Annotated in this window: 6 protein-coding genes; 3 read left to right on the top strand and 3 right to left on the bottom strand. The window is 67.5% G+C overall.

What is annotated here, in order from left to right; translation table 11 throughout:
* The 3 genes from EOD07_RS15210 to EOD07_RS15200 form a co-directional block, all read left to right on the top strand.
* A partial coding sequence (locus EOD07_RS15210) for a YadA-like family protein (protein WP_206519470.1) occupies window positions 1–2,605 on the top strand: 2,605 nt, incomplete at its 5' end.
* A gap of 17 nt (window positions 2,606–2,622) precedes the next feature.
* On the top strand, window positions 2,623–2,994 hold the full coding sequence (locus tag EOD07_RS15205) for a hypothetical protein (protein WP_164772264.1): 372 nt from the start codon (window positions 2,623–2,625) through the stop codon (window positions 2,992–2,994).
* A 298-nt stretch (window positions 2,995–3,292) separates the two neighbouring features.
* Window positions 3,293–3,505 (top strand): hypothetical protein, encoded by a 213-nt coding sequence (locus EOD07_RS15200; protein ID WP_127236053.1) that lies wholly within the window; start codon window positions 3,293–3,295, stop codon window positions 3,503–3,505.
* 14 nt (window positions 3,506–3,519) lie between these two features.
* On the opposite strand, the gene EOD07_RS15195 is transcribed toward EOD07_RS15200, so the two are convergent.
* The 3 genes from EOD07_RS15195 to EOD07_RS15185 all read right to left on the bottom strand — a co-directional run.
* The gene (locus EOD07_RS15195) at window positions 3,520–4,836 is read right to left on the bottom strand and encodes an HlyD family type I secretion periplasmic adaptor subunit (protein WP_127236052.1); all 1,317 of its coding nucleotides are present in this window, start codon (window positions 4,834–4,836) and stop codon (window positions 3,520–3,522) included.
* Between the two features lie 3 nt (window positions 4,837–4,839).
* Window positions 4,840–6,585: a type I secretion system permease/ATPase gene (locus EOD07_RS15190; protein WP_127236051.1), complete on the bottom strand. Its 1,746-nt coding sequence runs from the start codon at window positions 6,583–6,585 to the stop codon at window positions 4,840–4,842.
* A gap of 12 nt (window positions 6,586–6,597) precedes the next feature.
* Window positions 6,598–7,553, bottom strand: a 956-nt coding sequence (locus EOD07_RS15185; protein WP_164772263.1) for a glycoside hydrolase family 16 protein, incomplete at its 5' end; no start/stop codon positions are given.

Genomic DNA, 7,553 nt, shown 5'->3' with positions numbered 1-7,553 from the left:
CGTCAACATCGCGACCGGGCTTCTTGCCAATGCCAGCGGCAATTCCAGCAACAACATCGCCGTCGGCGATGGCGCCGACGGACATGGCGACGAGAGCAACAACACCGCCGACGGGTCGGCCGCCCGCGCCTCGGGCTCCAACAGCGCGAACACCGCGAACGGCTACGGGGCGAACGCGGCCGGGGACGGCGCCGCCAACATCGCAAGCGGGTTCAGCGCCAATGCGAGCGGCGCGGGCAGCAACAACCTGGCCGCCGGCTCGCTCGCCAATGCCGGCGGCGCGACGAGCGCCAACATCGCCCTCGGCTACGCCGCCTTCTCGGCCGGCAACAGCCTCGCCAATGTCGCCATAGGACGCAACGCCGCGGCGGGAGGCACCTCGCTCGCTCCGTTCGGCAACAGCGGCGCGGTGGCCATAGGCGACGGCGCGCAGGCCGGCGCGACCGCGAGCGGACAGGTGAACGCCACCGCGGTCGGAAAAGGCGCCCTCGCCAATGCGGCCGACGCCTCCGCCTTCGGTCAGGGCGCGGTTGCCTCCAGCGTCAACGCGGTAGCGGTGGGCCAGGGCGCGACCGCGTCGAACGGACAGACGAGCGCCGTCGGCGCGGCGAGCCAGGCCACGGGCGTGGCGAGCAGCGCTTTTGGACAAAACAGCCGCGCCCTTGGCGACTTCTCGATTGCCTCCGGCGCGGGCAGCCTCGTCGACACGGGCGCCCTCGGCAGCTCAAGCTACGGCGTTGACTCCAGGGTTCTGGCCTACAGCGTGCAATCGACCGCGCTTGGCGCCGACGCGATCGCGGGCGTGGCGGGGCTTGGCACAGCCACCAACGTCAATGCCACGGCGGTGGGTTTCGGCGCCCAGGCCACCGCACTGAGAGCTTCCGCCTTCGGTCAGGGGGCCGTCGCGTCGAACATCAACGCGGTCGCGGTCGGCCAGGGGTCGACCGCTTCCAGCGGTCAGGCGACCGCCGTCGGCGCCGCGAGCCAGGCGACAGGGGTGGCGAGCAGCGCCTTTGGGCAAAACAGCCGCGCCTTTGGCGACTTCTCGATTGCATCGGGCGCGGGCAGCCTCATCGACTCCGGCGCCTTTGGCGGCTCCGCCTATGGCGTCGACGCCATGGTCCTGTCGAACAGCGGACAATCGACAGCGCTTGGCACTGGCGCGAGAGCGGGCTTGGCGGGGCTCGGCGCAACCACCAACGTCAACGCCACGGCGGTGGGTTTCAATGCCCAGGCCACGGCGCAGAATGCTTCCGCCTTCGGCCAGGGCGCGCAGGCAAACGCGGAAAATTCGGTCGCGCTCGGCCAGGGCTCGGTCGCGGACACGGCCGACACCGTCTCCGTGGGAGCGGCCGGCAGCGAACGCCGGATCGTCAACGTCGCAGCCGGCGCCATCACCGGCACGAGCACCGACGCGGTCAACGGCAGCCAGCTCTTCTCGTTGCAGCAGCAGATCGCCGGCGATGGCATCGGTCTGGTGCAGCAGGCGGGGGCGGGCCAGCCGATCACCGTCGGCGCGGTCAACGACGGCGCCGAGGTCGATTTCACCGGCGCCGACGGAGCCCGCGTGCTGACCGGCATCGGAGCGGGGGTTTTGACGACTGCAAGCACCGACGCGGTCAACGGCGCTCAGGTGCTCAGCATCGAGCAACGCATCGCCCAGGCCTTCGGCGGTGGAGCGGGCGTCGACGCGAGCGGCCAGCTGACGGCGCCGAGCTACTTCGTCCAGGGCAACACCTATGGCGATGTCGCTGCCGCGCTGGCTGCCCTGGACAGCCGGGTGACAAACCTCACCAGCACGGCAACGGGGGTCCAGCCGGGAAGCCCGGCCTATGTCAAGGTCAACAGCACCGACGCGCCGGCGACGGCGTCGGGCAACGAGGCGATCGCGATCGGCGGCAATGCGATGGCCAGCGCCGATGGCGCGCTGGCCATCGGTCTCGATTCCGCCGCCACCGGCCCCAACGCGATCGCCATCGGCATGGGCGCCTCGGCCACGGGCTCGGTCGCCGTCGGGGCGTCGGCTCAAGCCGGCAATGGCGGGGCCGCCTTTGGCGACAATTCGGTGGCGACCGCCCAGAACAGCACGGCGCTAGGGCCCGGCGCGCGCGCCACCGGCACGGCCTCCACCGCGGTCGGCCACGGCGCCAGCGCGACGGGCGCCAACGCCGTGGCGATCGGCGACGGGTCCGTCGCCGACGAGGCCAATACGGTCTCGGTCGGCTCCTCCTCGAACCAGCGGCGCATCGTCAACGTCGCGGCCGGCGTGAACCCGACCGATGCCGTGAATGTGGGCCAGTTCGACAGTGCCGTGTCCGGCATCGAGCAGCAGGTTTCCGGCCTGCAGGGCCAGGTCAGCGAGAACCGGCGCGAAGCGCGCGCCGGCACGGCGCTGGCCCTGGCGGCATCCTCGCTCCAATACGATCAGCGACCGGGGAAGGCATCGATCGCGGCCGCGCTCGGCAATTTCAAGGGCGTATCGGGCATCGCCGTCGGCCTGGGCTACGCCGCGACAGACCGGTTCCGCCTCAACGCCTCATTCGAGGCGTCGCCGGCGACAAACGACTATGGCGCCGCCGTCGGCGCTTCCTGGACCCTGAATTGACCCCCTGAGGAGGCCCCATGCTTTCGTCTCATGAGAGGCGTATTCTTCCGCTCATCCGTCCGTTGATCAACCGTTGCATCGTCGTTTCCGCCATGTTTCCAGGCGCCTCGTCGATCGCTTTGGCGGACTCGGCTTCCTGGTCGAATCTTCCGCGAATGCAACTCGAGCGCCAGTTTGCCGGCCCTTTGCAGGATACGATCGTCCAGCGTTGGCGCGACCCGGATGACAGCACGGTCTGCTACATCTACCTGCCGATAACGGCCCAGCACTCGTCGCCCACGGAATCTGGCTATGTCCAGTACGGCCCCAACATCATCGGAACGATCAGTTGCCTCGACGGTGGCCCCGAGAAAAAGCCCGTGCAAACACCACCGGCAAGGAAAAAATAGCATGTCGTCCCGCGCCGCTCGCACCGCGTCCGCGAGGTGGGCAGGCTGAGCATGCCGCGAGGGCGAACTTGCGCGGGCGGGCATCGGGAACGAGGCGGGCGGCCCACTCCCATCCTCGCGCATCGGTCGGCTGCCTATGCCAGGTCGGCCATCAGGCAAAGAGCCCCTCGAACCGGTTCAGGAGCGAAAACAGACGGGAGGAGCAACCAGATGCATGTCCTGGCGTTGAATGAAAGTTGCCGGCTTACGAGGCCGCAGGCCTTGGGCCGCCGCGAAATGCTCTTTGGGAGCAGCGCTCATGCCTTCACTGGTGCTCTTTGTGGTCAAGAACCTCGCCATAGGGGCGATCATCGGGTTGACGGTAGCATGCTGGCTCGTGGCTTTCGGCACGGTCGGAAGCCATCTATCCTCAGGCAGGGGTGACTATGTGGCTGTCGTGATGATCGCCTATTCGATGGCATCTTGTTTCGGTATGGGTTTTCTGGCCACCGCCCTGATGTTTCTGGAATAAGCCGTCCGGCGCCCCTATCGCTCCCTGAACGCCCGCGCGAAGGAATCCATCATCGGGCGTGCCAGATACGCGAAGAAGGTCCGGTCGCCGGTGCCGATGAAGGCGTCGACCGGGGTGCCGGGATAGAGCTGTTCGGGCTTCACCCCGGTGGGCAGGGCCTCCGCGATCTTCAGCCTGGCGCGGAAATAGGGTTCGTGCGTGGCCTGGTCGATCAGCCGGTCGGCGGAAATCTCGCTTACCGTGGCCGGAACTTCCGGCGTGAGCCGCGTGTTGAGCGCGGAGAGCCTGAGCTTTGCCGGCTGGCCCACATGCACCTGGTCGATGTCCTTCGGCCGCAGCCTCGCGTCGACCACCAGGCCCGAGGCCGTGGGCAGGATCTCCATGATCTTTTCGCCGGGCGCCACCACGCTGCCTTGCGAATTATAGGTCGAGGACACGACGATGCCTGCCGCTGGCGCGGTGATCGTCGTGCGCTTGAGCACCGCTTGCGCCGCGCGCATCCGCTCCTCGATGTCGGCGAGGTTGGTGCGCACATCGTCGAGCTTGGTCAGCGCTTCCTCGACGCGCTGCGTGGTGGCGCGCTCTGTCTGCGCCTGCGCCTCCACGATCTGCGTGTTGGCAGAGGCAAGGTCGGCCTCCAGCGCGCCGGCCTGGCCGACGAGGTCGGCCTCCGAGCGCAAGAGCTGTGAATATTCGGTGCGATTGGTGAGGCCCTTGTCCAGGAGGTCGGTCTTGATGCCGAGCTCCTTCTTCACCACTTCGGCCTGCTGTTCGATGGCCGTCTTCTGCGCGTTCAGCCCTTTGACCGACTCGCGATGCATGGCGACGCGCTGCGCCAGGATCGATTGCTCCGAGCGGAACCGCGCCAGCCTGGCGTCGAACTCCTTCTGCTGTTCGCGGATCAGGTTTTCGAAGTCCTGCTGGAACGGCGCCGGCGCGGGCTCGGCGATCGGCGCCAGCGTGGCGAGCCCGTCGCGCTCGGCCTCCAGCCGCGCGGCGCTCGCCTTGAGCGCGATCCATTGTCTTGTCAGCCGGTTGAGATCGGCCTCTGCAGCGGTCCGGTCGAGCAGGATGAGATCCTGGCCTTCGCGCACGCGGTCGCCTTCATGCACCAGCAATTGCTTGATGATGCCGCCCTCGTGATGCTGGATGAGGATGTTGCCGCCGGTCGCCGCGATCGTACCTTGCGTGATCACCGCGCCTGCCAACGGCGCGCTCGCTGCCCAATAGCCGAAGCCGCCGATAAGAAGCGCGATTGCAGCGTAGCCGGCCAAGGCGGTGCGGCGGAAATCCGTGCGCGGGCGGCCATCGAAGGAGAGGCTCTGCGTCATCGTTCAGGACCCGTGGCGGACGGTCGGCGCGGCGCGGATGGTCGGCGTGAACGATCCGGTCACCACCGTGCTCCGCTGCGCGGCTTTAGCCGGCTGGCGCAGCACCTCGGCGCTCGGCCCGAGCGCCTCGATGACACCACCGCGCAAGACCATCACGCGATCGCAAGCCGTGGCGATCGAAGGGCGATGCGTGATCACGATCGTGGTGACGCCCGCGGCGCGGGCGGCGGCAAGCACCGCTTCCAGCGCGGTCTCTCCGGCGCCGTCGAGATGCGTGCTCGGCTCATCCAGCACCAGGATGCGCGGGTTGCCGTAGAAGGCACGCGCCAGCCCGATCCGCTGCCGCTCGCCGCCCGACAGCGTCCCGGCCACTCTCGTCTGATAGCCGTCGCGCATGGTCAGGATCAGCTCATGCGCCTCGGCGCGCTTTGCCGCCTCGACGATTGCCGCGTCGTCGGCCTTCGCGTCGAAGCGCGCGATGTTGTCGGCGATCGAGCCGGGGAAAAGCTCCACCTCCTGCGCCAGATAGCCGATGTGCCGGCCGAGTTGGTTTTCGTCCCAGGTCCTGAGCTCGGCGCCGTCGATCCTGACCGAGCCGCCGCTCGGCTGCGCGGCGCCGACGAGCAGTCGCGCCAGCGTTGATTTGCCGGCGCCGCTCGGGCCGACGATCGCCACCGCTTCGCCGGCGGCTATCGCGAAGCTCAACCGCTTCAGGACCGGCTCGGCGCCGAAGGTGGCATTCGGCGCGATGAAGAAAAGATCCTGCGCCGAGATGGCCCCGGTCGGGTGGGGCAGGATGAGCTTGCTCGCCTCTACCGGCTGCGCCGAAAGCGCGCTCTCAAGCCGCGCCCAGGCGCGCCTGGCCTCGCCCAGTTGCCGCCAGGAGCCGATCAACTGGTCGAGCGGCTGCAGCGCGCGCGACGACACCAGTGACGAGGCGAAGATCATGCCGGCCGTCATTTCGCTCTTGAGCACCAGCCAGGCGCCGGTTCCAAGGATCGCCAGCTGCAGTATCATGCGCAGCGCCCTGGAAGCGCCGCTGAAGACGGCGTTGGCGCCGGCCGAGCGGTCATGCAGGACAAGCGCCTCGGCAACATGCCGCCCCCATGCGCGCGCGGCGTTTTCCACCATACCCATGGCGCGCAGCGTGTCGGCGTTGCGGGCAAAGGCCTGCTCGGCCCGGCTGGCCAGAGCCGAACGCTCCGCCGAAAGCGCGTCGTTCCTGCCGATGGCAAGCTGGTTGGCGAAGACCAGCACGACCAGCAGCGCCGCGCCGCCGAGCGTGACCCAGAACAGCAGCGGATGGATCAGGTAGAGCAATGCGAGGAAGACCGGCGCGAAGGGCAGGTCGAACAGCACCGAAACACCGCGCGAGCGGATGAAGGCGCAGACCGAGGCAAGGTCGGTGAGCGGCGACGGCGCATTGCCGGAGCCGAGCGAAGCGGCGAATGTTCTGGCGCTCAGCCTGTCATTGACCGTTGCGGCGACGCGCTGGGTGTAGACGGCGCGGATGGCGTCGAGGAAGCCGAGGAAACCAAGCGCCGCGACCGCGATGACCGACAGATAGACAAGCGTCTCGACGCTGGAGGAGGGCAGCACCCGGTCATAGACCTGGAGCAGGTAAAGCGGGATCACCAGCAGCAGAAGGTTGATGAGCAGCGAGAACAGGCCGACATCGGTTACGGTGCGCAGGAACATCGGCCGCAGGCCGGCCTGCCTGATCGCACCCGGAGCGCTCTCCCGTGACATTGGTTTGACCGCCTAGGCTGTGTGCTCGCCTGTGACGTTCAAATGGCTCTGCTGCACTTCGTCCAACGTATAGGCGCGGATATAGTCGATCTTCATCTCGGCCGGCGTGGCCAGATGGTCCGGCGGCGCCCCGGCCTGGCCGCCGATCGCAAGGTCCACCAGCATGTACATCGGCTTGTTCATGTCGGACGGCGTCGCCGCTTCGGCGACCTGCACGCCGTCATAGGTCCAGACCAGCTTGTCCGGCGTCCACAGCAGGCCATAGGTGTGGAAGCCGGCGGTATCCATGACGTTCACCGTCGATCCCACCGTCGTGTGCTGGCCGGTTTCGTTGGTATGGGCGGTCATCAGCAGCGAATTCGGCTTCTGGCCATACATTTCCATCACGTCGAGCTCCGGCGGCCAGGAGCCATCTTCCGGCAGCAGCCAGAAGGCCGGCCAGGCGCCGGCGTTCTCCGGCAGGTCGGCCTTCATTTCGAAATAGCCGTAGGTCTGCGAGAAGGTGTCGTGGGTGGTCAGGATGCCGGAGGTGTATTCGTAATTGTTGATCAGCGGCTTGATGTCGGCAGGCGCCTGCGCCGCGGTGATCGTCAGCACGCCATTGTCGACGCTGAACGGATGCACCGAGCTGGTCGGGCCGTAATTGGCGTCTATGTACCACTGCAGCTCGCCGTTGCGGGTGAGCGTGCTGCCGTTCGCCGCGCCCCACCAGAAATTGGTGTCCCAGGTGCCGCCCTGGGCGTTGTGAAGATTGAGCGAGTTGAATTCGTCGCTGAAGGACAGCGTCATGCCGGACTTGTCGATCGGCAGCTGGAACTGGTTGGGCTGGAACTTGTCGATCGTGGTGTTCTTGAATTCGAGGATTTCGCCCGATCCGAGATTCAGCACCACATTGGGTCCCGCCTGGATCATGCTGTCGTGGATGGCGGCAAACGACGTGAATCCGTAGCCATCGAGCCGCACGGCAT

Source organism: Mesorhizobium sp. M2C.T.Ca.TU.002.02.1.1 (assembly GCF_003997225.1).
This window is presented reverse-complemented; position numbering and strand designations above follow the sequence as displayed.

What these genes read in the sequence shown, in the direction of transcription:
- EOD07_RS15205 (WP_164772264.1), top strand. Translation starts at nt 2,623, where the DNA reads ATGCTTTCGTCTCATGAGAGGCGTATTCTTCCGCTCATCCGTCCGTTG.
- EOD07_RS15200 (WP_127236053.1), top strand. Translation starts at nt 3,293, where the DNA reads ATGCCTTCACTGGTGCTCTTTGTGGTCAAGAACCTCGCCATAGGGGCG.
- EOD07_RS15195 (WP_127236052.1), bottom strand. Translation starts at nt 4,836, where the DNA reads ATGACGCAGAGCCTCTCCTTCGATGGCCGCCCGCGCACGGATTTCCGC.
- EOD07_RS15190 (WP_127236051.1), bottom strand. Translation starts at nt 6,585, where the DNA reads ATGTCACGGGAGAGCGCTCCGGGTGCGATCAGGCAGGCCGGCCTGCGG.